The sequence below is a fragment of the Actinoplanes sp. CA-051413 genome (genome assembly GCF_050955795.1).
Taxonomy (GTDB): domain Bacteria; phylum Actinomycetota; class Actinomycetes; order Mycobacteriales; family Micromonosporaceae; genus Actinoplanes.
Genome location: NZ_CP192100.1, coordinates 2,193,930 through 2,217,312, shown reverse-complemented (window position 1 = coordinate 2,217,312; position 23,383 = coordinate 2,193,930). Strand labels below are relative to the sequence as shown.

Annotated in this window: 19 protein-coding genes and 1 tRNA gene; 7 read left to right on the top strand and 13 right to left on the bottom strand. The window is 72.5% G+C overall.

Annotated elements, in window-relative coordinates; genetic code table 11:
- Positions 1 to 153: 153 nt before the first annotated feature.
- Positions 154 to 771, bottom strand: a complete 618-nt coding sequence (locus ACQP2Y_RS10590; RefSeq protein ID WP_360547871.1) for an ANTAR domain-containing response regulator — start codon at positions 769 to 771, stop codon at positions 154 to 156.
- 126 nt (positions 772 to 897) lie between these two features.
- Here ACQP2Y_RS10590 and ACQP2Y_RS10585 point away from each other — a divergent pair.
- The 3 genes from ACQP2Y_RS10585 (at position 898) to ACQP2Y_RS10575 (ending at position 2,954) form a co-directional block, all read left to right on the top strand.
- Positions 898 to 984 (top strand) — tRNA-Leu (locus ACQP2Y_RS10585).
- A gap of 36 nt (positions 985 to 1,020) precedes the next feature.
- Positions 1,021 to 1,779 carry a transcriptional regulator gene (locus ACQP2Y_RS10580; protein WP_433726804.1) on the top strand — a complete coding sequence of 253 codons (759 nt, stop codon included), beginning with the start codon at positions 1,021 to 1,023 and terminating at the stop codon, positions 1,777 to 1,779.
- A 131-nt stretch (positions 1,780 to 1,910) separates the two neighbouring features.
- On the top strand, positions 1,911 to 2,954 hold the full coding sequence (locus ACQP2Y_RS10575; protein WP_433726802.1) for an HdeD family acid-resistance protein: 1,044 nt from the start codon (positions 1,911 to 1,913) through the stop codon (positions 2,952 to 2,954).
- 97 nt (positions 2,955 to 3,051) lie between these two features.
- On the opposite strand, the gene ACQP2Y_RS10570 is transcribed toward ACQP2Y_RS10575, so the two are convergent.
- Complete coding sequence (locus ACQP2Y_RS10570; protein ID WP_433726800.1) at positions 3,052 to 3,930, bottom strand: acyl-CoA thioesterase; 879 nt, start codon at positions 3,928 to 3,930, stop codon at positions 3,052 to 3,054.
- Complete coding sequence (gene pyk / locus ACQP2Y_RS10565; RefSeq protein ID WP_433726798.1) at positions 3,927 to 5,375, bottom strand: pyruvate kinase; 1,449 nt, start codon at positions 5,373 to 5,375, stop codon at positions 3,927 to 3,929. The genes ACQP2Y_RS10570 and pyk overlap by 4 nt, the downstream gene beginning before the upstream one ends.
- A 268-nt stretch (positions 5,376 to 5,643) precedes the next feature.
- Between pyk and ACQP2Y_RS10560 the strand changes: the two genes are divergently transcribed.
- Positions 5,644 to 5,802, top strand: coding sequence for a hypothetical protein (locus ACQP2Y_RS10560; protein WP_433726796.1), 159 nt, complete (start codon positions 5,644 to 5,646; stop codon positions 5,800 to 5,802).
- Between the two features lie 119 nt (positions 5,803 to 5,921).
- Here the strand turns inward: ACQP2Y_RS10560 and ACQP2Y_RS10555 are convergent, their stop codons facing one another.
- Entirely contained in the window at positions 5,922 to 7,397 is a 1,476-nt protein-coding gene (locus ACQP2Y_RS10555; RefSeq protein WP_433726794.1) for a glutamate synthase subunit beta, read from the bottom strand.
- Positions 7,390 to 11,916, bottom strand: coding sequence for a glutamate synthase large subunit (gltB, locus tag ACQP2Y_RS10550; protein ID WP_433726792.1), 4,527 nt, complete (start codon positions 11,914 to 11,916; stop codon positions 7,390 to 7,392). The genes ACQP2Y_RS10555 and gltB overlap by 8 nt, the downstream gene beginning before the upstream one ends.
- A gap of 285 nt (positions 11,917 to 12,201) precedes the next feature.
- Here gltB and ACQP2Y_RS10545 point away from each other — a divergent pair, with 285 nt between their 5' ends.
- A complete protein-coding gene (locus ACQP2Y_RS10545) occupies positions 12,202 to 13,074 on the top strand; it encodes a GNAT family N-acetyltransferase (protein ID WP_433726790.1) in 873 nt (290 codons plus the stop codon).
- Between the two features lie 28 nt (positions 13,075 to 13,102).
- Here ACQP2Y_RS10545 and ACQP2Y_RS10540 read toward each other — a convergent pair whose 3' ends face one another.
- Genes ACQP2Y_RS10540 through trpC form a run of 5 tightly spaced genes read right to left on the bottom strand, consistent with a single transcriptional unit; the run spans position 13,103 to position 18,310 of the window.
- Positions 13,103 to 14,293 (bottom strand): FAD-dependent oxidoreductase, encoded by a 1,191-nt coding sequence (locus tag ACQP2Y_RS10540; RefSeq protein WP_433726788.1) that lies wholly within the window; start codon positions 14,291 to 14,293, stop codon positions 13,103 to 13,105.
- A gap of 28 nt (positions 14,294 to 14,321) precedes the next feature.
- A complete protein-coding gene (gene lgt / locus ACQP2Y_RS10535; RefSeq protein ID WP_433726786.1) occupies positions 14,322 to 15,431 on the bottom strand; it encodes a prolipoprotein diacylglyceryl transferase in 1,110 nt (369 codons plus the stop codon).
- 34 nt (positions 15,432 to 15,465) lie between these two features.
- Complete coding sequence (gene trpA / locus ACQP2Y_RS10530) at positions 15,466 to 16,272, bottom strand: tryptophan synthase subunit alpha (RefSeq protein ID WP_360547895.1); 807 nt, start codon at positions 16,270 to 16,272, stop codon at positions 15,466 to 15,468.
- Positions 16,269 to 17,510, bottom strand: a complete 1,242-nt coding sequence (gene trpB / locus ACQP2Y_RS10525; protein ID WP_433726784.1) for a tryptophan synthase subunit beta — start codon at positions 17,508 to 17,510, stop codon at positions 16,269 to 16,271. Before trpB ends, trpA begins: the two co-directional genes overlap by 4 nt.
- A complete protein-coding gene (trpC, locus tag ACQP2Y_RS10520) occupies positions 17,507 to 18,310 on the bottom strand; it encodes an indole-3-glycerol phosphate synthase TrpC (protein ID WP_360549008.1) in 804 nt (267 codons plus the stop codon). The genes trpB and trpC overlap by 4 nt, the downstream gene beginning before the upstream one ends.
- A 381-nt stretch (positions 18,311 to 18,691) precedes the next feature.
- On the opposite strand from trpC, the gene ACQP2Y_RS10515 reads away from it, so the two are divergent.
- Positions 18,692 to 18,994 (top strand): hypothetical protein, encoded by a 303-nt coding sequence (locus ACQP2Y_RS10515; protein WP_433726782.1) that lies wholly within the window; start codon positions 18,692 to 18,694, stop codon positions 18,992 to 18,994.
- Here ACQP2Y_RS10515 and ACQP2Y_RS10510 read toward each other — a convergent pair.
- Genes ACQP2Y_RS10510 through hisI form a run of 3 tightly spaced genes read right to left on the bottom strand, consistent with a single transcriptional unit; the run spans position 18,928 to position 21,385 of the window.
- Complete coding sequence (locus ACQP2Y_RS10510; protein WP_433726780.1) at positions 18,928 to 19,479, bottom strand: Trp biosynthesis-associated membrane protein; 552 nt, start codon at positions 19,477 to 19,479, stop codon at positions 18,928 to 18,930. The two genes, ACQP2Y_RS10515 and ACQP2Y_RS10510, sit on opposite strands and share 67 nt — an antisense overlap.
- Positions 19,479 to 21,020 (bottom strand): anthranilate synthase component I, encoded by a 1,542-nt coding sequence (locus ACQP2Y_RS10505; protein ID WP_433726778.1) that lies wholly within the window; start codon positions 21,018 to 21,020, stop codon positions 19,479 to 19,481. The genes ACQP2Y_RS10510 and ACQP2Y_RS10505 overlap by 1 nt, the downstream gene beginning before the upstream one ends.
- Positions 21,017 to 21,385, bottom strand: coding sequence for a phosphoribosyl-AMP cyclohydrolase (gene hisI, locus ACQP2Y_RS10500; protein WP_433726776.1), 369 nt, complete (start codon positions 21,383 to 21,385; stop codon positions 21,017 to 21,019). Before hisI ends, ACQP2Y_RS10505 begins: the two co-directional genes overlap by 4 nt.
- A 225-nt stretch (positions 21,386 to 21,610) precedes the next feature.
- Between hisI and ACQP2Y_RS10495 the strand changes: the two genes are divergently transcribed.
- Entirely contained in the window at positions 21,611 to 23,362 is a 1,752-nt protein-coding gene (locus tag ACQP2Y_RS10495) for a hypothetical protein (protein ID WP_433726774.1), read from the top strand.
- Positions 23,363 to 23,383 lie beyond the last annotated feature (21 nt).

The following is a 23,383-nucleotide window of genomic DNA, read 5'->3' as shown; positions in this document are numbered from 1 at the left end:
GGCACGACACAACTGCGCCCGTCATGGGGCGGGACGCTATCCCACGATCCGGCACCGTAGTAAGTGTTCGCACGGGCATTCACCGAACCGTTACGTCCGGTGATCCCCCGCCGGAGAAGGTGTAACAAACAGGCAGTTCTCAGAGGTCACCGGTCATGGGGCGGGCGTACCGGTGGACTCCTCGCCCTCGGCGAGAATCCGGTCGGCGACCTCACGCATCGTCATCCGGTGATCCATCGCGGTGCGCTGGATCCACTTGAACGCTTGCGGCTCGGTCATCGAGTACTTCGTCATCAGCTCGCCCTTGGCCCGCTCGACCGACTTGCGGGTCTCCAGCCGGTCGGTCAGCCCCGCGACCTCCGACTCCAGCGCGGAGATCTCCGAATACCGGGAGAGGGCGATCTCGATCGCCGGCACCAGGTCGGACTTCTGGAACGGCTTCACCAGGTACGCCATCGCGCCGGCGGCCCGGGCCCGCTCGACCAGGTCCCGCTGACTGAAAGCGGTCAGGATGACGACCGGCGCGATGCGCCCGCCGGCGATCCGCTCCGCGGCCGCCAGGCCATCCATGATCGGCATCTTGATGTCCAGGATGACGAGGTCCGGCGTCAGATCCTCGGCCAGCCGTACGGCGGTCTCGCCGTCACCGGCCTCACCGACGACGTCGTAGCCCTCCTCCACGAGCATCTCGGCCAGGTCCAGCCGGATGAGCGCCTCGTCCTCGGCGATCAGAACCCGCCTGCGCTCGGCACCCGCCTGCGTGTCGGCCACGAACCCCTACCCCCAACGCTGGTGAAGTCGCGACACCCGGGTATCTGGGTGCCACCGCCCTCAGCGTAGTGGGTAAGCTTCGACGTGCTCTGGTCAGCGTGACCTTGTCACGATCGGACCGGGCATGCCGGGGTGGCGCAATCGGCTGACGCGGATGACTCAAAATCATCTGTCTGAAAGGACATGCGGGTTCGAATCCCGTCCCCGGCACCACGAAAAACTGTCGTACCCCTGTTCGACAATGCCCGGGTGCATCCACCTCATCTGCGCGAACGCGCGACAGCAATGATGGCGGCCGGCATCCCTTTCGGCGAGGTCTGCAAGGCCGTCGGGCTGCCCCGCGGCACGGTCGCGCATTGGTTCTACGGCGAGCGCGCCAGACGGCGGCTGATGCATCCTCCCGAGCCGTCAAGATGCCCGCGCTGCCGACCGATTCCCGGCCCGCCGCAAGATCAGAAAAGCTATTCGTACCTTCTCGGCCTCTACCTCGGCGACGGCCACCTGGTCACCAGCGCCAAGGTGCCGGTGTTGCGCGTCTCCTGCACCGCTACGTGGCCGGGACTGATCGCCCAGTGCGAAACTGCGATGCTGGCGGTCCTGGCGAGGAGCGTGCAGCGGGTGCGGCAGACCGGCTGCATCAATGTGCAGAGTTACTCCGGACATTGGCCCTGCCTGCTGCCTCAGCACGGACCCGGGCGAAAGCATGAACGACCCATTCGGCTGACGGACTGGCAGCAGCCGATAATCGACGAGAATCCGGGAAGCTTCCTGCGCGGACTATTTCACTCCGATGGCTGCCGGGTTACCAACAAGGTGGTGCGATCAGGCAAAACATATCTCTATCCGAGGTACATGTTCTCCAACGAATCAGCCGACATCATGGCGCTCTGCCAGGAATCGCTCGATCAGCTCGGCCTCCGATGGCGGATGTGCCGGCGCAACCTCCTGTCGGTCGCGCGCCGCGACGACGTCCGGGAGTTGGACCAATACGTGGGACCCAAGCACTGACGCGATGCCCAGTAAACCTCAGGGTGACTACCGGAGCAGGCAGCGAACCGCCTCGGGGGAATTCCGGGAAAGACCGGTTTGCCGGTCTCGCTGGTGTTGTCATGGCAGTACCAGCACTGCCAGGAGGCTCCATGTTGTGGTCCGGCTCGTCGCCCCTGACCGTCGTCCGCGACGGGATGTGGGGGTTCCTTCTGTTCGCGGGTGTGGCGTGGCTGGCGATCGCCTGGAGTGTGCTGCGGCTGGAGCCCGCCGACCTGGTGCACGTGGCCGGTCCGGTTATCCTGTTCGCGGCGGTCACCGAGGCGGTGCGTGCGCTGGCCGGGACGCGGACCTGGTGGCTGAACGCCGGCATGGCCGTGCTGTTCGCCGCCACCGGCGTGATCATGCTGCGGGACGGGGACACGACGTGGACCACGCCGGCCGCGCTGATCGGCTGGTACCTCATGGTCCGGGGGGCGGCCGACATCGCGATCTCGATGCTGACCCGCGAGAGCGACCGGATCTGGGGCCTGCTCATGGTGGTCGGCGTGGTCGAGGCCGCGCTGGGCTTCTTCTCGGCGAGCTCGTACGTGCGGACGCCGGAGCTGGTCGTGCTGGTGCTCGGCGGGGCCGCGCTGAGCCGCGGGATCGCCGACCTGGTCGCCTCGTTGCGGCTGCGGGAGGCCTCGGTCGCCGCGCGGGCGGGGCGGTTGCTGGAGCTGACGCCGCAGCGGGCTGTCGGAGTTGCCGGGTATTCGGCCGGGCTGACCGATTTCGAGTCCGGGTCGCAGCGGGCCTCGGGCCCCCGGCACCGGGCCGCGGCCCGGCCTTCGGCCTCGGCCTCGGCGCTGTCGGACCTTTCCGCGTCGGCTGCCCCACCGGTACGGGCGCAGGCCCAGCTACCGCAGGACGGGCCGACCGGCAGCTTCCACGAAGAGGTGTTGCGGACGACCGCCGACCTCGACGCGATGCTGGCGCTGGCCGGGGTGACCGGCGCGGCGGTGCCGGGTGCGGCAGCTCAGGCGGCGGCGGACGAGCACGTCGAGGTTCCCGACACGGCCGAGGGTGCGGAGTTGCAGGCCGAGGCGTCGGCGGGGCAACGGGTGGCGCCCGGGTCGGATGAGGCATCGCCGGCGGCGGGCGAGGCGGGGATGGACGACTCGTCGAGCGTCGGCCGCGGCCGGCTGGTGGACTGAAAGTTTCCCCTGCCCCGCTGGTGGCGGGACCCGCTGAACGGCCAGTCGCCGGGCCGGGGTCCCGCCCCGGCGGGGCCCTTTCTTGTTCCGGGCAGCCTCAGGCTCCGACGCGGCGGAGCAGGCCCTCCTGGACCGCGCTGGCGATGTGCCGGCCGTCCTCGGTGAACATCCGGCCGCTGGCCAGTCCCCGGCTGCCGCTCGCCGACGGGCTCGTGCAGTCGTACAGGAACCATTCGTCCGCGCGGAACGGCCGGTGCAGCCACAGCGCGTGGTCCAGGCTGGCGCCGATCACGCCGCCCGGCCCCCACACCTCGCCGTGCATCGACAGGACCGAGTCGAGCAGGGACAGGTCCGATGCGTAGGTCAGGGCGCAGGCGTGGATCAGCGGGTCGTCCGGCAGCTTGCCGTTGATGCGCATCCAGACGCGTTGCTCGTCGGCGGCGTCGCGGTCGCCCGGCGGGACCCAGCCGGGGGTGCCCACGTAGCGGACGTCGATCGCCTGCGGGGCCGCCTTGAACGCGGCCGCGCGGTCCGGGTAGCGGGCCAGCCAGTCGAGCATCGTGCGGGTCTCGTCCGGGCCCGGCACGCCCTCCGGCGGGGGCGTGTGGTGGTCGAGGCCCTGCTCGGTGACCTGGAACGACGCCGACATGAAGAAGATCGTGCGGCCGTGCTGCTGGGCCGTGGAGCGGCGGACCGAGAAGGACCGGCCGTCGCGGATCTTCTCGACCGCGAAGTCGATCGGGACCGTCGGGTCGCCCGGGCGCACGAAGTAGCCGTGCAGGGAGTGCACGCGGCGTTCCGGGTGGACCGTGCGGCCGGCCGCGACCAGGGCCTGGCCCGCGACCTGGCCGCCGAAGACCCGCTGGGCGCCGACCTGGGGGCTCTCGCCCCGGAACGTGGCCGCGTCGATCTGCTTGAGGTCGAGGACCTCGAGGAGCTGATCGACGGCGGCCTGTCCCGTCAGCGGGGTGCTCACTTCTGCTCGGTCACCGTGGCCGGGTCGACGAGCGAGCCGAGCTGGTGCACGCGCAGGGTGTTGGTGGAGCCGGGCGCGTTCGGCGGGCTGCCGGCCACGACGACGACGTACTCGCCGGGCTTGGCCAGGCCGAGGCCGAGCATGGCGTGGTCGACCTGGCGGAACATGTCGTCGGTGTGCTCGACGAAGTCCGTCAGGAACGTCTCGACGCCCCAGGACAGGGCCAGCTGGTCGCGGACCTCGGCGACCGGGGTGAAGGCCAGCAGCGGGAGCTCGCAGTGCAGCCGGGAGAGGCGGCGGACCGTGTCGCCGGTCTGGGAGAACGCGACCAGGGCCTTGGCGCCGATGTTGCGGGCGATCCGGCTGGCGGCCACGGTCAGCGCGCCGCTGTGGGTGCGCGGGTCGTGCTGCAGGACCGGGACGCCGAAGTCGCCGCTCTCCGTGGTGGTGACGATCTTCGCCATGGTGCTGACGGTAAGGACCGGATACTTGCCGACCGAGGTCTCGCCGGAGAGCATCACCGCGTCGGCGCCGTCGAGGACCGCGTTCGCGACGTCGGAGGCCTCGGCGCGGGTCGGGCGGGAATTCTCGATCATCGAGTCGAGCATCTGGGTGGCCACGATGACCGGCTTGGCGTTCTCCCGGCAGAGCTGCACGGCCCGCTTCTGCACCAGAGGCACCTGGTCGAGCGGCAGCTCGACGCCGAGGTCGCCGCGGGCGACCATGACGCCGTCGAAGGCCAGCACGATGGCCTCGAGGTGGGTGACCGCCTCGGGCTTCTCGACCTTGGCGATGACCGGCAGGCGGACACCCTCTTCGTCCATGATCGCGTGGACGAGCTTGATGTCGTCGGGCGAGCGGACGAACGACAGGGCGATCAGGTCGACGCCGAGGCTGAGGGCGAAGCGCAGGTCGGCCTCGTCCTTGTCGCTCATCGCGGGGACGCTGACGGCGACGTTGGGCAGCGAGACGCCCTTGTTGTTGCTGACCGGGCCGCCCTCGGTGACCAGGCAGCGGATGTCGTTGCCCTCGACGGCGGAGACCTCGACGGCGACCTTGCCGTCGTCGATCAGGAGCCGGTCGCCGACCTTGACCTCCTGCGGCAGCTTCGTGTACGTGCAGCTGACCCGGTCGGGGGTGCCGAGGATGTCGTCGCTGGTGATGGTGACGGTGTCACCGTTGGCCCAGATGTGCGGCCCGTTGGCGAACTTGCCCAGCCGGATCTTGGGGCCCTGGAGGTCGGCCAGGACGGCGACGGCGCGGCCGGTCTCCCGGGCGGCGGTGCGGACCATGTCGTAGATCTGGCGGTGGTCCTCGTGGCTGCCGTGGCTGAAATTCAGCCGGGCCACGTCCATGCCGGCCTCGACCAGGCCGAGCATGCGCTCGGGGGAGGCGGTGGCAGGACCCATGGTGCAGACGATCTTTGCGCGGCGTGTCACAGCCATCAGGCTAGTCTCTCTTTCGGATCGGCCCGCTGGCCGACCCCCGTCATGGGGATGAACTGCAAGTAGCGACGCGCCGTGAGGTTCCGGCCGGCGTCGGCGGGCTTCAGCGACCGCGATCAGCCTCAGCTTATCGGTCGCCCCGGTGCGGTTGCGGGCAGACGGGGTACGGCGCGACCCGCCCCTCGCAGGTGACCCTGAACCGTTTGACGGATCGTCACGTGTTGACAGCAGCCGGTTGTTCAGCGGCGGTTGTCCTGGAGGTGTGACGATGGCGTTCGGGGAGCACGCGGACAGGTTCGGATGGGCGGCGGCGAGGCGCCGCCGGGTGTTGGAGCAGGCGGAACGTGAGCAGGCCCGGGAGTCCGAGGCTGCACGCGAGAGGCTGTTGCGGCACGCCGCCGGGGCGGAACACCGGCTGGCCGCCTAGGTGCCGCATCCGCGCGACCGACAGCACGGGGGTGCCCGGCAGCGCGGAGCGGACCAGGTGGGCGGAGAAGACGGATACGGTCACGGGGCGGATGCACCGCCCCGTGACCGACTCCTGGATCAGCGCACCGCGGCCAGCGGCTGCGACGACGGGCGTACCGGTGCCGGCAGTTCGCCGAAGCCGCCAAGGTAGGTGTGGATCGCGGCGGCGGCCGCCCGGCCCTCGGCGATGGCCCAGACGATCAGCGAGGCCCCGCGGTGCATGTCACCCGCGACGAAGACGCCCGGCACGCCGGTCTGCCAGTCGTCGCCGGCGTCGACCGCGCCGCGGACGTTGCGGGTCACGCCGAACTGCTCCAGCAGCGGCTGCTGCTCGGTGCCCTCGAAGCCGATCGCGAGCAGCACCAGTTGGGCGGGCAGGTCACGCTGAGAGCCCTCCTGGACCGTGACGGTACGGCGCCCGTTGACCCGTTCCACGACCACGTCCGCGACCCGTACCGACGTCACGTTGCCCGTACCGTCGTCGACGAACTCCTGGACCGCGACGCCGAAGATGCGTTCGCCGCCCTCCTCGTGGGCCGGGTAGTTGCGCAGGATGACCGGCCAGGTCGGCCACGGGTGCAGCTCGCCGAGCCGGGTCTCCGGCGGCAGCGGGTACTGGTCGAGCTGGATCACACCCGCCGCGCCCTGCCGGTGGGCGACGCCGAGGCAGTCCGCGCCGGTGTCGCCGCCGCCGATGATCACCACGTGCTTGCCCGCGGCGTCGATCGGCGTGCTCTCCTGCTGGCCGGCCACCACCCGGTTGGCCGGGACGAGGTGCTCCATGGCCAGGTGCACGCCGCCGAGGTGGCGTCCCGGGGTGTCGGTGGCGTCCCGGCCGGCCAGGGCGCCGCAGGTCAGCAGCACCGCGTCGAAACGTTCCCGCAGGTCGTCGGCGGTGATGTCGACGCCCACGTTGACGCCGGTCTCGAAGACCACGCCCTCGGCGGCCATCTGCGCCAGCCGCTCGTCGATGCGGTCCTTCTCCAGCTTGAAGTCGGGGATGCCGTACCGGAGCAGGCCGCCGATCTTGTCGTCGCGCTCGTAGACCGTGACGGCGTGACCGGCCCGGGCCAGCTGCTGGGCGGCGGCGAGCCCGGCCGGGCCGGAACCGACGACGGCCACGCTGCGCCCGGACTGCGCCGGAGCCGGCTGCGGGCGCAGGCCGGTGGCGAACGCGTGGTTCGCGATCTCCACCTCGACCTGCTTGATCGTCACCGGGTCGTCGGCGATGCCCAGCACGCAGGCGGCCTCGCACGGCGCCGGGCAGAGCCGGCCGGTGAACTCCGGGAAGTTGTTCGTCGCGTGCAGGCTCTCCGCCGCCGCGTCCCAGGCGCTGGTGCGGACCAGGTCGTTCCAGTCCGGGATGCGGTTGCCCAGCGGGCAGCCCTCGTGACAGAACGGGATACCGCAGTCCATGCACCGGGTGGCCTGGTCGCGGATGAGCTCCTCGCCCGCGGGCGGGTACACCTCGCGCCAGTCGCGGATGCGTACCGGCACCGGGCGGCGCTTGGGCAGCTGTCGTTCGTAGCGCAGGAAACCGTTGGGATCAGGCACGGGTAACCCCCATAACCGCCTCGTCGATGTTCCGACCGGCGGCTTCGGCGGTCTTGATCAGTTCCATCACGCGCTTGTAGTCGCGCGGCACCACCGCGGTGAACTCGCTCACCGCGACCGGCCAGTCGGCGAGCAGGCGCTGCGCCACGGCGGAGCCCGTCTCGGCGAAGTGCTTGCGTACCAGGGTGTGCAGCTGTTCCTGCTCCTCGGCGTTGAGCGGGGTCAGGTCGACCAGCTCCGGGTTGACCCGGCCCGGGTCGAGGCGGTGCACGAACGCGGTGCCGCCGCTCATGCCCGCGGCGAAGTTGCGCCCGACCGTGCCGAGCACCACCACGGTGCCGCCGGTCATGTACTCGCAGCCGTGGTCACCGACACCCTCGACGACCGCCGCGGCGCCGGAGTTGCGGACCGCGAAGCGCTCACCCGCGCGCCCCCGCAGGAACACCTCACCGCCGGTGGCGCCGTACAGGATGGTGTTGCCGGCAATGATGTTCTCCTCCGCGACGAACGGCGCGGTCTCGTCCGGGCGCACGATTACCCGGCCGCCGGAGAGGCCCTTCGCGACGTAGTCGTTGGTGTCGCCGATCAGCCGCAGGGTCACCCCGCGCGGCAGGAACGCGCCGAACGACTGCCCGCCGGTGCCGCGCAGGGTGAAGTGGATGGTGTCGTCGGGCAGGCCGTTGCCGCCGTAGCGGCGGGTGACCTCGCCGCCGAGCATCGCGCCGACGCTGCGGTGGTCGTTGCGCACGGCCACCTCGGCGCGGACCTCGGTGCCCTCGGCCAGGGCCGGGGCGGCCAGCGCGATGAGCTCGTTGTCGAGCGCCTTCTCCAGCCCGTGGTCCTGGGCGACGACGCCGCGGCGGGCGGCACCCTCGGGCAGCTCCGGCACGAACAGCACCGGGGCCAGGTCCAGGCCCTTGGCCTTCCAGTGCGACACGGCCGGCCGCACGTCGAGGATCTCGGCGTGCCCGATGGCCTCGTCGATGGTGCGGAAGCCCAGCTCGGCCAGGTAGCCGCGGACCTCCTCGGCGAGGAACAGGAAGAAGTTCTCCACGAACTCGGGCTTGCCGGTGAACCGCTCGCGCAGCACCGGGTTCTGCGTGGCGATGCCGACCGGGCAGGTGTCCAGGTGGCAGACCCGCATCATGATGCAGCCGGAGACGATCAGCGGCGCGGTCGCGAAGCCGAACTCCTCCGCGCCGAGCAGCGCCGCGATGATCACGTCGCGGCCGGTCTTGAGCTGACCGTCGACCTGCACGGTGACCCGGTCGCGCAGCTTGTTGAGCAGCAGCGTCTGCTGGGCCTCGGCCAGGCCGAGCTCCCACGGGGAGCCGGCGTGCTTGAGCGAGTTGAGCGGGGACGCGCCGGTGCCGCCGTCGTGGCCGGAGATCAGGATCACGTCGGCCTTGAGCTTGGCCACGCCCGCGGCGACGGTGCCGACCCCGATCTCGGAGACCAGCTTCACGTGTACGCGCGAAGCCGGGTTGACGTTCTTGAGGTCGTGGACGAGCTGGGCCAGGTCCTCGATGGAGTAGATGTCGTGGTGCGGCGGCGGCGAGATCAGCCCGACGCCCGGGGTGGCGTGCCGGGTCTTGGCGATCCACGGCCACACCTTGTTACCGGGCAGCTGACCACCCTCGCCCGGCTTCGCGCCCTGCGCCATCTTGATCTGCAGGTCGTCGGCGTTGACCAGGTATTCACTGGTCACGCCGAAGCGGCCGGAGGCGATCTGCTTGACCGACGAGCGGCGCTCGGGGTCGTACAGGCGCTCGACGTCCTCGCCGCCCTCACCGGTGTTGGACTTGCCGCCGAGGCGGTTCATCGCGATCGCGAGGGTCTCGTGCGACTCCGCCGAGATGGAGCCGTAGCTCATCGCGCCGGTGGCGAACCGCTTCACGATCTCGCTGGCCGGCTCGACCTCCTCCAGCGGGATCGCCTCACGGTCCCGGAACCGGAACAGCCCACGCAGCGAACCGGCCGCCTCGGCCAGACCGTCGACCTTGGCCGTGTACTGCTTGAAGACGTCGTACTGCTTGCTGCGGGTGGCGTGCTGCAGCAGGAAGACGGTCTCCGGGTTGAACAGGTGGACCTCGCCCTCGCGGCGCCACTGGTACTCGCCGCCGACCTCGAGGCGGCGGTGGCTGCGCTCGGCCGGGTTCTTCGGGTACGCCTTCGCGTGCCGCGCCGCGACCTCCGCGTGGATCTCGGCCAGGCCGGAGCCGCCGATCCGTCCCGACGTGCCGGCGAAGTAGCGCTGCAGCAGCTTGTTCTCCAGGCCGACAGCCTCGAACACCTGCGCGCCGCAGTACGAGGACACAGTGGAGATGCCCATCTTGGACATGATCTTCAGGACGCCCTTGCCGAGCGCCTTGACGTAGTTGCCGACCGCCTTCTTCGAGTCCATCCCGGCGAGGGGGCCGGTGGCGATCAGGTCGTCGACGCTCTCGAACGCCAGGTACGGGTTGACCGCCGCGGCGCCGTACCCGATCAGCACGGCCGCGTGGTGCACCTCCCGGCAGTCGCCGCTCTCCACCACGAGCGCCACCTGCGTGCGGGTCTGCTCCCGCACCAGGTGCTGGTGCACCGCGGCGGTGAGCAGCAGCGACGGGATCGGCGCCAGGTCCGCGTTGGAGTCGCGGTCGGACAGCACCAGGATGCGCACGCCGTCCTCGATCGCCTCCGACACGTGCCGACAGATCTGCGTCAGGCGCGCCTTGATGCCGGCCGCGCCGTCACGCAGCGGGTAGAGCCCGGAGACCCGGACCGCCTTGAAACCGGGCAGGTCGCCGTCCTCGTCGATGGAGAGCAGCTTGGCCAGGTCGTCGTTGTCGATGACCGGGTACGGCAGCACGATCTGCCGGCAGCTGGCCGGGCCCGGGTCGAGCAGGTTGCCCTCCGGCCCGATGGTGGTGGCCAGGCTGGTCACCAGCTCCTCGCGGATGGCGTCCAGCGGCGGGTTGGTGACCTGGGCGAACAGCTGATGGAAGTAGTCGAACAGCAGCCGCGGGCGGGTCGACAGCGGCGAGATCGGCGTGTCGGTGCCCATCGACCCCAGCGGCTCGGCCCCGGTCCGGGCCATCGGCGCGACCAGGATCTTCAGCTCCTCCTCGGAGTAACCGAAGACCTGCTGGCGGCGCATGACCGAGTCGTGGGTGTAGATGACGTGCTCGCGGGCGGGCAGGTCGCGCAGGTCGATCAGCCCGGCGTGCAGCCACTCGTCGTAGGGCTCGGCGGCGGCCAGCTCGGCCTTGATCTCGTCGTCGTGCACGATCCGGCCGGCCTCGGTGTCGACCAGGAACATCCGGCCCGGCTGCAGCCGGCCCTTGGCGACCACCGTGGCCGGGTCGAGGTCGAGCACGCCGGCCTCGCTGCCCAGCACGACCAGCCCGTCGCTGGTGTGCCACCAGCGGCCGGGACGCAGGCCGTTGCGGTCGAGGACGGCGCCGATGATGCTGCCGTCGGTGAACGCCACGCTGGCCGGGCCGTCCCACGGCTCCATCAGGCTGGCGTGGAAGCGGTAGAAGGCGCGCCGGGCCGGGTCCATGGCCGGGTCGTTCTCCCAGGCCTCCGGGATCATCATCAGCACGGCGTGCGGCAGGCTGCGCCCGGACAGGTGCAGCAGCTCCAGCACGGCGTCGAAGTTCGCCGAGTCGGACGCCTCGGGCGTGCAGACCGGGAACAGCCGCTTGATGTTGCCGGGCACGGTCGGCGAGGCGAGCAGCGCCTCCCGGGCGGCCATCCAGTTCCGGTTGCCGCGGATGGTGTTGATCTCACCGTTGTGCGCGATGAACCTGTACGGGTGGGCGAGCGGCCACGACGGGAACGTGTTGGTGGAGAACCGCGAGTGCACCAGCGCGATGGCGCTGTCCACCCGCTCGTCGGTCAGATCCGGGAAGAACGCGGGCAGCTGGTCGGGCGTCAGCATGCCCTTGTAGGTGATGGTGCGGGCCGACAGCGACGGGAAGTACGCCGCGACGCCGCGCTGCGAACTCTCCCGCTCGGCCTGCTTGCGGATGCAGAACGCGACCCGGTCCAGCTCGAGACCGGACAGCGGCTCGCCGGCCGGGCCGGACTTTCCGCCGGTGAGCCGGTGCGCGGCGAGGAAGACCTGGCGGATCCGCGGGCGGGCGGCCTCGGCGGTCTCACCGAGCCCGGACGGGTCCACGGGCACGTCACGCCAGCCGAGGATGTCACCCCCCTCGACGAGGGCGTACTTCTCGAAGACGGCGACGGAACGGGCGGCCTCGTCGGGGTCGTTGGGCAGGAAGACCAGGCCGGTCGCGTACGAACCGGCGGGCGGCAGCTCGAAATCCACCACGGAACGCAGGTACGCGTCCGGGACCTGGATCATGATGCCGGCACCGTCGCCGGTGTTGTACTCGGCGCCGCGGGCGCCCCGGTGATCGAGCCGGATCAGCGCCGAGAGGCCCTTCGCGACCACGTCGTGGGAGCGCCGGCCGTACAGGTCGGCCACGAACGCCACACCGCAGGCGTCATGCTCCTGAGCCGGGTCGTACAAGCCGCGGCTCTGGGCGTCGCTTCGGGCTTCCGCCGTGGTTAGGTCAAGCCCCTGGGGGTGCGGAAGAGCCACCGGGCCTCCGATCGTCACTGGTGTTTCCGTTCAAGGTCGGGACGACGTCGGCCCTGCAAAAGTCTCTAGAGTCTACGTTAGTCGTCACCGATCTCCGCCAGGTGCGGATGGATCACACTTTTGCCCCACCGAAATGTCCTCGGTGACGGTCCGGAGGGCGGTATGTCACTGCCGGGCGAGAGGCGCCGGCGGCTCAACGGGTAGTCTCGCGCGGTGGCGCTAGAGGATACCGACGTCTTCACCCGGCTGGAACGCTTCTACGATGCCGTACCCCGCGACGCCGCCGTCGCGGAGGAGATCGGTGGTTTCGTGCTCTTCGTCAACGACGGCAAGGGCTGGCCCTACTACGCCCGCCCCCGCCTGGGCGGCGCCGGCACACCGTCCGCCGCTGATGTTACCGCCGTGCGGCAGCGGCAACGAGACCTCGGCGTGCCCGAGGCTTTCGAATGGGTGCACGAGACAACCCCGGACCTGCTGGCGGTGGCCCGCTCGGCCGGCCTCGACGTGCTGCTCGCGCCACTGATGGTGCTGGAGAGCGCGGCGCTGGTGCCGGACCTGCCACTGCCCGGCGCCACGATCCGCTTCCTCGACCCGGCGGCACCGACCTTCCCGGCGGACATCAGCACCAGCCGCGCGGTGGGCCGGCTGGGCTTCGGCGCGCCGGCCAACGCGACGACCGTGCAGACGGGGTCGCTGGTGGTGGAAGTCGCCGGCCCGGCCCAACGCGACGCGGTGCCACCGCTGAACGAAGAGGCGGTGGCGGAACTGGTACGCCGGCACTCGTCCGGGCGTTTCCTCAGCGCTGTGGTCGAGTCCCCGACCGAGGGAATCCTGGCCTGCGGGTCGGTTCAGCGGGTGGGCGTGGTGGCTGAGGTCGCCGGGGTGGCAACGCTGCCGTCGGCCCGGCGTCGGGGGTACGCGTCGCAGCTGACCGCGAGCCTGGCACGGCGCACCTTGACGGAGGGCGGCGAGCTCGTGTTCCTGTCCGCGGGTGACGACGACGTGGCGCGGTTGTATTCCAAGGTCGGGTTCCGGCGTATCGGTACGGCTTGTATTGCGGAGCCGGCTGCCGCTGCCGCTCTGTAGGCAGCGAGCCCGAGTCGCCGGCACGCGGTTACTCCGGGGGCTGCCAGTCGGCCGTGAGGCCGTGAGCGTGGCCGAGGATCCGAGGCCGCAACGACCCCAGCGCCGCGTTCCGCGCCCGCAGCGCCAGCCTCCCCCGGGCCTGCACGACCGCAGACATCCGCCGGCTCTGGCGGACCACGCTCGTCGTGCGAGGCCGTCGCGCCCGGTCGTACTCCTCCACCGCCGCGCACAAAGCCGGACCCGGCTGCGTTTCCGCGACCAGCGCCCGCAGAGTGGCCGCGTCCTCGAAGGCCAGACAAGCACCCTGCCCCAAGTGATGCGGCATGGCATGCGCAGCGTCGCCCAGCAGCACCACGCCACCCGGCCCCGCTCGGAAGCCGTAGGCACGCGGCAGTGGCCGCAGCTCCCGGACCTCCTGCGGCACCAGGTCTTCGGGACGGGTCGCCGCCAGCAGCGCTCCGACCGGCGCATGCCAGCCCGCAAACCAGCGCCGCAGCAACTCCAGCTGGGTCGCGGGTGACTCCGGGCGCGGCGCCCCGGCCGCGGTGGCCACCCAGTAGACGCCGCCTCGGCCGGCTGCGCGGCCGCCCAGGGGCATCGAGACGAAGCGGTAGCCGGCGCCGAGGGTTTCGCCGCCGGCTGCCTGGTCAGCCGGCAGGTCCGGTACGCGGTAGCCGGGGATGACCGCCTGCCACGCCGCGAAGCCGGAGCCCACGGCAGCGGCCTCCGGGGCCAGAGCGCGGCGGACCCGGCTGTCGATGCCGTCGGCGGCGACCAGCAGGTCCGCCTCGAAGCGGCTGCGGCCGTCGGTCACTGACGGACGCTGGACACCGCCCGTGCGTACGCCGGTGATGGTGATGCCGGTGCGGATGTCCACCCGGTCGCCGAGGCCCGCCACCAGTGCGTCGTACAGGTCCTCGAGGTGGACGACCGCCGGGGCCGGGCCGGCGCCGGGGCGCGCACGTGGTGCGGCCAGCCATTGGCCGTCGGGGCGGCGGACGCCTCCGTCGGGCAGCGGAGATGCGATCGCTGACCAGCCGCCGTCGGGGTCGAGGGCTTGCAGGGCGCGCCGGCCGTTCGGCCACAGCACCAAGGCTGTCGGGGATGCCGCGATTCGCTCGCCGGACTCCAGCAGGGTGACCTGCCAGCCGTCGCGGGCCAGTGCTCCGGCGGCGGCCAGCCCGGCTATGCCCGCTCCCACCACCACGGCCGTGCGCACGCCGCCGCCTTCCGCCGGGGCCTGGCCGTCAGTGTTCGTCGGCGGATGCGGAGGCCGACGACTTGCTGTCGGGCTCCGCGGGCTCGGTGGCACTCGGCTCTGCGGCGTCGGGCTCGGTCGGTGAATCGGGGGCGTCGGCGGCGGGCGGCAGGACGCCCGTGCGTTCGTACGCGTGGAAGCGCTCCTCGCTGACCACCTGGTACGCCGACGGCGGCTTGGTGGTGGCCGCCGCCCCGCCCACGTCGACCTGGGAGACGTCGCTGTCGGCGCCGGGCTCCGGGGCCGAGTCGGGGGCGTCGATCGGCACCACGTACTCGCGGGGACCCTTGACCATCAGGAAGTAGATCAGCGCGCCGAGGAACACCACGACGGACGTGACCACGTTGAGCCGGATGCCGAAGATGTGGTTGGCCTCGTCGACGCGCAGCATCTCGATCCAGAAGCGGCCCGCTGTGTACGCCATCACGTAGATAGCGAACGCCCGGCCGCGGCCGAACTTGAAACGGCGGTCCAGCCAGAAGACCAGGCCGGCCACGCCGAAGTCCCAGACGAGTTCGTAGAGGAAGGCGGGGTGGTAGAGGTCGGGCAGGGTCACGGCCTTGCCGTCGATGACGGTGGCGTGGCCCGGATTGGCCCGGTCCATGTCGTGCACCCGCAGGCCCCACGGCAGGGTGGTGACGCTGCCGTACAGCTCGTTGTTGAACCAGTTGCCGAGCCGGCCGATCCCCTGGGCCAGCGGCAGCGCCGGGGCCAGCGCGTCGGCGAAGACGCTCAGCGGCAGGCCGAGCTGGCGGGCGGCGAACCAGGCGCCGAGCGCGCCACCGGCGACCGCGCCCCAGATGCCGAGGCCGCCCTCCCAGATCTGGAAGACCCGGATCGGGTCGCCGCCGGCGCCGAAGTAGTCGCCCGGCGACGTGATGACGTGGTAGATCCGCGCGCCGATGATGCCGAACGGCACCGCCCACACGGCCATGTCGAGCGACGCCCACGGCGCGACGCCGCGACGGCGCAGCCGCCACTCCATGACCAGGACGGCGACCACGATGCCCGCGACGATGCAGAGTGCGTACGCCCGGATCGGCAGGCCGAGCACGTGCCAGACCGACGTCGTGGGGCTGGGGATAGCGGCGAGGTTCACGCGCGCACCCTACCGCCCGGCCCTGACAGAATCATCAAGAGGCCTTGCTGACCCGTACGCCTTCCGCCAGCTCCGCGCTGAGCGCGCGCAGCCGGTCCAGGCCGGTGCCCCGGTCGGGGGCGTCGAGCACGCACCGGATCAGCGCGCTGCCCACGATCACGCCGTCCGCGAAAGCAGCCACCTCGGCCGCCTGCGCACCCGTGCCGACGCCCAGGCCGACGCCGACGGGCATCTCCGGGTCGGCCGCGCGGATCCGGGCGACGAGCTCGGGTGCCTGCGACGAGACCGCGGTGCGCGCGCCGGTGACGCCCATGAGCGCGGTCGCGTAGACGAAGCCGCGGCACTGGGCGACGGTCATGGCCAGGCGCTCGTCGGTCGACGAGGGCGAGACCAGGAACGTGCGGTCGATCGCGTACCGGTCGGCGGCGGCGATCCACTCGCCGGCCTCGTCCGGGATCAGGTCCGGGGTGATCATGCCGGTGGCGCCGGCCGCGGCGAGGTCGCGGGCGAACGCGTCCACGCCGTAGCGCTCGACCGGGTTCCAGTACGTCATCAGCACGACGGTGGCCCCGGCGTTCGCGACCGCCTCGATGATCCGCAGGGTGTCGCGGGTGCGCACACCGCCGGCCAGCGCGATGTCGCTGGCCTTCTGGATCACCGGCCCGTCCATGACCGGGTCGCTGTACGGCAGCTCGACCTCGATGACGTCGCAGCCGGACTCGGCCATGGCGACCATCGAGGCGATGCTCTCGTCGACGCTCGGGAAGCCGGCCGGCATGCAGCCGACCAGCACCGCACGCCCCTCGGCCTTGGCCTTGCCGAAGGTGTCGGCGATGCTCACGAGTTCTCCCCCGGGACGATCGTCTCGACCTGGTCGAGGATGCCGAAGTAGGCGCCCGCGGTGTGCACGTCCTTGTCCCCGCGCCCGGACAGGTTGATCACGATCGTCGGGGTGCGGCCGAGCTCCTCGGTCAGCGCCGGCACGATCCGCTGCGCACCGGCCAGCGCGTGCGCGCTCTCGATGGCCGGGATGATGCCCTCGGTGCGGCAGAGCAGCTGGAACGCGGCCATCGCCTCGGCGTCGGTGACCGGCTCGTAGCGGGCGCGGCCGGTGTCGTGCAGCCAGGCGTGCTCCGGGCCGACGCCCGGGTAGTCCAGGCCGGCCGAGATCGAGTGCGACTCGACCGTCTGGCCGTCCTCGTCCTGCAGCACGTACGTGCGGGCGCCGTGCAGCACCCCCGCCGAGCCGCCGGTGATCGACGCGGCGTGCCGGCCGGTCTGCACCCCGTCGCCGCCGGCCTCGAAGCCGTACAGGCGCACGTCCTCGTCGGGGACGAAGGCGTGGAAGATGCCGATCGCGTTGGAGCCGCCGCCCACGCAGGCCGCGATCGCGTCGGGCAGCCGGCCCAGCTTGTCCAGGCACTGGGCGCGGGCCTCGATGCCGATGCCGCCGACGAAGTCGCGCACGATCTCCGGGAACGGGTGCGGACCGGCGGCCGTGCCCAGCAGGTAGTGGGTGGTGTCGACGCTGGAGACCCAGTCGCGCAGGGCCTCGTTGAGCGCGTCCTTGAGGGTGCGGGAACCGTTGGTCACCGGCACGACGGTGGCGCCGAGCATGCGCATCCGGGCCACGTTGAGCGCCTGGCGCTCGGTGTCGGTCTCGCCCATGTAGACGACGCACTCGAGGTCGAGCAGCGCGGCCGCGGTGGCACTGGCGACGCCGTGCTGGCCGGCCCCGGTCTCGGCGATGACCCGCGGCTTGCCCATCTGCTTGGCCAGCAGGGCCTGGCCCAGCACGTTGCGCACCTTGTGGGCGCCGGTGTGGTTCAGGTCCTCGCGCTTGAGCAGCACCTCCGCGCCGATCGCGGCGGAGAACCGCTCGGCCCGGTAGAGCAGCGAGGGCGTGCCCGCGTAGTCGCGCAGCAGGCCGGTGAACCGTGCCTGGAAGACCGGGTCGACCTTGGCCGCCCGGTACGCCGCGTCGAGCTCGTCGAGCGCCCGGACCAGCGCCTCGGGCACGAACCGGCCGCCGTAGCGGCCGAAGTGCCCGGCGAGGTCCGGCAGGGCCGGGGCGCTCATCGCACCGGCCGGGGCGTGGCCGGGTGGTTGCCCGCGTTGACCAGCTCGGCGACCGCGTCGCGGGGGCTCTTCTTGGTCACCAGGCCCTCGCCGACCAGCACCGCGTCCGCGCCGGCCGACGCGTACCGGATCAGGTCGTGGGGGCCGCGCACGCCGGACTCGGCGATCTTGACCACGTTGTTGGGCAGGCCGGGCGCGATCCGCTCGAAGACGGACCGGTCCACCTCCAGGGTGCGCAGGTCGCGGGCGTTGACGCCGATGACCTGGGCCCCGGCGTCCAGGGCCCGGTCGGCCTCCTCCTCGTTGTGCACCTCGACGAGGGCCGTCATGCCCAGCGACTCGATGCGCTCGAGCAGGCCGGTGAGCACGTTCTGCTCCAGCGCGGCCACGATGAGCAGGACGAGGTCGGCGCCGTGGGCCCGGGCCTCGTGCACCTGGTAGCTCGACACGACGAAGTCCTTGCGCAGCACCGGCACGCCGACCGCGGCCCGCACCGCGGCCAGGTCCTCCAGCGAGCCGCCGAACCAGCGGCCCTCGGTGAGCACGCTGATGCAGCGCGCGCCGCCCGCCGCGTACTCGCCGGCCAGCTCGGCCGGGTCCGGGATGTCGGCCAGCGCGCCCTTGGACGGCGACGACCGCTTGACCTCCGCGATCACCGCCACGCCGGGCTTGCGCAGGGCCGCGTACGCGTCGATCGCCGGCGGTGCCGCCGCGGCGAGGTCACGCACCTGCTCCAGCGAAAGCTGCTGCTGGCGGGCCGCGACGTCCTCGCGGACCCCGGCCAGGATCTCCTCGAGCACGTTCTGCGGTCCCGCACCACGCTCCGCGGGTCCGCCACTGCCCGCCGCCTGATCGGATGTCACCTAATGACTCCCCTCTCCGGGTGTCCTCGGCCCGATGCTAGGTGGCCGCCGACATGTCCAGCCCCCCGGGGTATGGCGCGCCTCACGAGATGGGCTGCGGCATAATGCGCACCCGGGTGGCGCGCTGTCTCATCCGTCACATCCTCCTCGCATGCATCAGGCGACTACCTGCGACCCCCTGGATGATCGGCTGATCCCCCCTGGCGGTGACGGTGGTGTCACCGATCGGAAATACGACTCCGGCATCATCGGACTCCGGCAGACTGGTCGGCGGCGTCAGCTACGCCGGCCCCCGGCACGAGTCTCGTGAGGATGACCATGGCTACTGCAGAGGTTGGTTTCGTCGCCGTCTCCCGGGCCGTCGTCGCGGCGGCCGCCGAGCTCGCGGCCGAGGTCGAGCGCCGGATGGTGGGCGACGAGAACGTCCGGACCGCCCAGGGCAACGCGTGGGCGGCGATCTGCGCCGACCGCGCCCGGGCCCAGGCCCGCGCCGACATGGACGCGATGGTGGCGGCCCTGGCCGCGAACGCGAGCCGGGGTCAGCGGCGCAACGGTCAGCGCGCCGTCGGGTCGTCGCCGCGGTCGAGCGCGTCCCAGGCCGCCCTGGTGTCCACCCGCTGATCCACGTCCGCGTCGGTGACCGGCGCGTCCGCGGCGCCCCGGCGTTCGTAGCGGGCGCCCATGGCCGGCCACTCGTGACCGGAACGGGCCGCCCAGAGGCCGCCCAGCACGATCAGCAGCCCACCCAGCACGCAGACCACCGGCCAGACAGTGGCACCGGTCCCGGCGGCGCCGACGTCCAGGCCGGCCCGGCCGGCGACGGCTCCGGCCGCGACACCCGCGCCGGCCAGCGCCAGCAGCCCGCCCAGTGAGCGGCGGAGCAGGCCGCGCGTGGCGAGCAGCGCGCCCGCTCCGGCCAGCGCGACCAGCGCCAGGCCGATCACCCAGGGCTCCAGGTCGGCGCCCGTCCGGGCATCGCGCAGGGACGACAGGCCCGGCCGCGCGGTGACGATCTCCGACCAGGTGCGGGTCACGCCGTAGACGGCCAGCCCGGCGCCCGCGGCGCACAGCAGGACCGCGTACGCCAGCCGGCGGCCGGGCGTCATCAGCGGGCCGCGCGCAGTGTCTCGGCGGCCGCGATCGCCGCCAGCACGGCCGCGGCCTTGTTACGGGTCTCCTGCTCCTCGGCCGCCGGGTCGGAGTCCGCCACGATGCCGGCGCCGGCCCCCACGTACGCCGTCCCGCCGTGCATCAGCGCCGTACGGATCGCGATTGCCATGTCCATGTCGCCCGCGAAGCCGAAGTAGCCGACCGTGCCGCCGTACAGGCCGCGCCGGGTCGGCTCGAGGCTCTCGATGATCTCCATGGCCCGGACCTTGGGGGCGCCGGACAGGGTGCCCGCCGGGAACGTGGCGGCCAGCGCGTCGAAGGCGCTCTGGTCGGCGCGCAGCTCACCGACGACGGTCGAGACGATGTGCATGACGTGGCTGTAGCGCTCGATGCGGGCGAAGTCCGGCACCTCGACCGTGCCCGCCCGGCACACCCGGCCCAGGTCGTTGCGGCCCAGGTCGACCAGCATGACGTGCTCGGCGCGTTCCTTGGGGTCGGCCAGCAGCTCCGCCGCGAGCGCGTTGTCCTGCTCGGGGGTGCCGCCGCGCCAGCGGGTGCCGGCGATCGGGTGCAGCAGCGCCCGGCGCACCCCGCCCTGCTCGGCGCTGACCTTGAGGTGCGCCTCCGGCGACGAGCCGACGATGTCGAAGTCGTCGAAGCGCAGCAGGTACATGTACGGGCTCGGGTTCGTCGCGCGCAGCACCCGGTAGACGTCCAGCGGATCGGCGTCGGTGGCCCGTTCGAAGCGTTGTGCGACGACGATCTGGAAGCACTCGCCGGCCCGGATGGCCTCCTTGGCCGTCTCGACCGCCTTCTGGTAGTCGCCCGGGGCCGTGCGGCTGAGCACGTCACCGGCCGGGCGCCGCTCGACGGTGGAGATCATCGGCGGGGTGGGCCGGGACAGCGCGGTGGTCATCGCGTCGAGCCGGCCGACCGCCTGGTGGTACGCCGCGCGGGCGGCGCGCGCGTCGGCACCGGCGTCGAGCACCGCGTTCGCCACCAGGATGGCCGAGCCGTCGTAGTGGTCGAGCACCACCAGGTCGGTGGCGAGCATCATGCCCAGCTCGGGCAGGGGCACGTCGTCGGCGGTGGTGGACGGCAGCCGCTCGAACCGGCGGACCAGGTCGTAGCTGAGGTAACCGACCATGCCACCGGTCAGCGGGGGCAGGTCGTCGCCCGTACCGGGCTCCTCGGGGGCGGCCAGGGCCGCGACGGTCTCGCGCAGCGCGACCACCGGATCACCGTCGACCGGTACGCCGGCCGGCGGGTTGCCGAGCCAGGCGGCCCGGCCGTCGCGTTCCACCAGGGTGGCGGCACTGCGCACGCCGATGAACGAGTACCGCGACCAGGCGGCCGAGCCCGCGCCCTGCTCCGCGGACTCCAGCAGGAAGGTGCCGGGGCCGCCGGCCAGCTTGCGGTAGACGCCGATCGGGGTCTCGCCGTCGGCCAGCAACCGCCGCACGACGGGCACCACCCGGCGCCGGGCCGCCTGCGCGACGAAGGCGTCCTCGTCCGGTGTCACCGAGCCGCTGGTCATGAGCTCTCCCCCGGCACGGCGTGCAGGTCGTCGGAGAAACAGGTGTGGGTGCCGGTGTGACAGGCCGCGCCGACCTGCTCGACCGTGATCAGCAGCGCGTCACCGTCGCAGTCCAGCGCCACGGAACGGACATACTGGTGGTGGCCCGAGGTGGCGCCCTTGACCCAGTACTCACCCCGGCTGCGGGACCAGTAGGTGGCCCGGCCGGTGGTCAGCGTGCGGTGCAGCGCCTCGTCGTCCATCCAGGCCAGCATCAGCACGTCGCCGGTGCCGGCCTCCTGGACGATCGCGGCCACCAGGCCGTCGGGGGTGCGGCGCAGGCGGGCGGCGATCGCCGGGTCCAGCGCGGAGACAGGTCCGTTCACAAGGTCAGTCGCGGGCACAGTGTCACATTCTCTCGTATCGGGTACCAGCGTCCACGGGGCCGTACCGGTAGCCCACGATCCGGTCACGGACCCGCACTGGGGGTGTGACCGGGAGGCCGGGGACGGTACCGTCGTCGTGCGCCGCACCTGAGAAGGTGCAGCGCCCGCCGTCCGACCGGCCCGCCCCGCGGATGGCGCCGCCACTGGAACGGGAGTCTTGAACCGATGGAGCCGACGTCCGAGCCCGAGAACCGGCAGTCCCGCGGCCTGGCCCGTTTCTGGCCGGTGCACGGGATGTCCACGCCGGCGCCCCGCGAGTCCGAAGAGGACCCGGGCGTCCGGCCGGACGCCACCGGCGCCGCGGCGCACACGTCCGACCAGCAAGCCGGCGCCGCCGGCCCGAACGGGGAGCACCCGCAGGTGAGCGATCAGCAGTCCCAGCCGCACGATGACCAGCCGGAGCCCGACGAGCAGCCGGCCCCGTTCGCCGCGCGGCCGCACCCGGCGCTGACCAGCGACACCCAGATGGTGGCCCTCGGCTCGCGGCGCCCGGCGGACGCGCTGCTCGGCACCAACGGCACCCGGTGGACCAACCAGGGCGGCTTCCCGCCGGTGGAGACCAACGGGCACCGCAACGGCGACGCCGGTCCCCGGCACGGCGGCATCCCGATCGCCAACGGCCAGGCCCCGGTGAGCGGCGGCCCGCGCTCGCCGTTCGCACCGACCGGCGACGAGCCGTCCCCGTTCGCGCCTCCCGGTGACGAGGCGATGCGGTCCGCGTTCATGCCCGCCGACGACCGGCCCACCTTCGGCAGCCCCGCTGAGGAGCGGCCGACCTTCGGCAGCGCCGGCGAGGAGCGGTCCACCTTCGGCAGCCCTGGCGACGACCGGTCGGTCTTCGGCGGCCCCGGCGACGACCGGCCCGTGTTCGGCGGGGCCGGGGACGACGCCGCGCCCGGCCCGCGGTCGCCGTTCGCGTCCACCGCCGGTGACAGCCAGCCCGGTGCGCGGTCGCCGTTCGCGCCGGCCGACGACGCCGGTCCAGCCGGGCCCCCGTTCGCGCCCTCGCCGTTCGCGCCGCAGGCCTCCGGTTCGGCCTCGGTCACCGGCCCCGGTCAGCAGACCGCGCCGAGCGTGACCCCGTCCACGCCCATCCCCCCGCAGCAGCCGGGCCCGCAGCAGGGAAGCTCGCAGCAGTCCGCCGGCCGGCCGGCGAGCGGCACGCCGTCGGCGGCCGGCTCCGCCCAGGTGCCAATGCCGATGCCCGGGCGTCCGGTCAGCACGCCGCCGGCCGCCGCGCCGGCCCCGGCGCCGCACACTTCGGCGTCGCACACCCCGACTGCACAGGCCCCGACGGCACAAGCCCCGACTTCGCAGGCCCCGACGGCACAAGCCCAGACGGCACAAGCCCCGACGGCACAGGCCCCGGCGCCGCACGCCCCCGCGATCGACCCGTCGGCGCCGACCCGGCTCGAGCCCACCGGCTGGGCCACCGCCGGCCCGCGGGCGGGTGCCTCGGGCAGCGCCAGCGTCCCGGTCAGCGGATCCGGCGGCCGGCGCAGCCGCGACGACGAGGCCACCGACGAGCAGCTCGCGCCCGCTCCCCGGCGGTCGGCCAACCTGGACGATCTGCAGGAGGCCGCGGCCGGCCGGCGCGCCGCGAAGGCGGCCGGCGAGACGCCGCTGCGCCCGGGCGACGTCAACGACGTCTCCATCACCTTCTGGGCGGAGTCGGCCAGCGAGCAGTTCCGCGCTGAGTGGCACGAGGTCAAGGCGCAGTTCGTGGACGACCCGGTGGCCGCCCTGACCCGCGCCCACGACCTGCTCACCGAGGCGGTGCACGAGCTCACCGAGTCGATGCTGGCCGAACGCGACGAGCTGGACCCGCTGCGCGCCGGTTCGACGCCGGACACCGAGAGCATGCGGATGGCGATGCGCGGTTACCGCGAGTTCCTGGACCGCATCCTGGCCCTGTAGGCCGGCACCGCACGACCCGAG

What these genes read in the sequence shown, in the direction of transcription:
- ACQP2Y_RS10505 (WP_433726778.1), bottom strand. Translation starts at nt 21,020, where the DNA reads ATGACCAGCGGCTCGGTGACACCGGACGAGGACGCCTTCGTCGCGCAG.
- ACQP2Y_RS10515 (WP_433726782.1), top strand. Translation starts at nt 18,692, where the DNA reads ATGGCTACTGCAGAGGTTGGTTTCGTCGCCGTCTCCCGGGCCGTCGTC.
- ACQP2Y_RS10560 (WP_433726796.1), top strand. Translation starts at nt 5,644, where the DNA reads ATGGCGTTCGGGGAGCACGCGGACAGGTTCGGATGGGCGGCGGCGAGG.
- ACQP2Y_RS10510 (WP_433726780.1), bottom strand. Translation starts at nt 19,479, where the DNA reads ATGACGCCCGGCCGCCGGCTGGCGTACGCGGTCCTGCTGTGCGCCGCG.
- ACQP2Y_RS10495 (WP_433726774.1), top strand. Translation starts at nt 21,611, where the DNA reads ATGGAGCCGACGTCCGAGCCCGAGAACCGGCAGTCCCGCGGCCTGGCC.
- ACQP2Y_RS10575 (WP_433726802.1), top strand. Translation starts at nt 1,911, where the DNA reads ATGTTGTGGTCCGGCTCGTCGCCCCTGACCGTCGTCCGCGACGGGATG.
- pyk (WP_433726798.1), bottom strand. Translation starts at nt 5,375, where the DNA reads ATGGCTGTGACACGCCGCGCAAAGATCGTCTGCACCATGGGTCCTGCC.
- trpB (WP_433726784.1), bottom strand. Translation starts at nt 17,510, where the DNA reads ATGAGCGCCCCGGCCCTGCCGGACCTCGCCGGGCACTTCGGCCGCTAC.